Source organism: Pseudomonas schmalbachii, assembly GCF_017589465.1.
Classification (GTDB): Bacteria; Pseudomonadota; Gammaproteobacteria; order Pseudomonadales; family Pseudomonadaceae; genus Pseudomonas; species Pseudomonas schmalbachii.
This window is the reverse complement of sequence record NZ_JAELYA010000020.1, coordinates 1-970: the sequence shown is the minus strand read 5'-3', so window position 1 is coordinate 970 and position 970 is coordinate 1. Positions and strand designations below refer to the sequence as shown.

The 970-nt window shown below is 67.7% G+C and carries 1 pseudogene; it reads left to right on the top strand.

What is annotated here, in order from left to right:
- Nucleotides 1–970: pseudogene (locus JFY56_RS24140) on the top strand (hypothetical protein); the annotation flags it as partial.

Genomic DNA, 970 nt, shown 5'->3' with positions numbered 1-970 from the left:
GCGACCAACCAGGAAGTTGGCAAGCTCGACACCCGTATCGACGACATCGACAACGGCGCGGGCATCAAGTACTTCCACGCCAAGTCCACCCTGGCCGACTCTTCGGCCACCGGCACCGATTCGATCGCGGTCGGCCCGCAGGCAGTCAGCTCTGCGACCAACTCCATCGCCATCGGTAAAGGCGCTACTGCCGCCACCGCCAACAGCGTGGCGCTGGGCGACGGCGCGACCACTGCCGCGGCTGTGGGCACGGCTTCCGCCAAAATCGCGGACACCACCTACAACTTCGCCGGGGCTGTCCCGACCGGCACCGTGAGCGTGGGCAAGGCCGGTGCGGAACGCACCCTCACCAACGTCGCCGCCGGCCGCCTGAGTGCGACCAGCACCGATGCGGTCAACGGTTCGCAACTGTTCGCCACCAACCAGGAGGTTACCAACCTCGACGGTCGCGTTGACAAGCAGGGCGCGGATACCGCGACTCACCTGGGCGGTGGCGCTGCCTATACCGCCAGCACCGGTGCCATCAGTGCGCCCAGCTACGCGCTGACCAAGGCCAACGCCATCAACGGCACCACGGGCGCGGCCACTGATGTGGGCGCGGCGTTCACCAAGGTCGACGACGCGCTGGGCGTGCATGAGACCTTTATCACCGACATCGAGAACGGCGGCGGCATCAAGTACTTCCATGCCAAGTCCACCCTGGCCGATTCCTCGGCCACCGGCACCGATTCGATCGCGGTCGGCCCGCAGGCAGCCAGCTCGGCGACCAACTCCATCGCCATCGGTAAGGGCGCTACTGCCGCCACCGCCAACAGCGTGGCGCTGGGCGACGGCGCGACCACTGCCGCGGCTGTGGGCACGGCTTCCGCCAAAATCGCGGACACCACCTACAACTTCGCCGGGGCTGCCCCGACTGGCACCGTGAGCGTGGGCAAGGCCGGTGCGGAACGCACCCTCACCAACGTGGCTG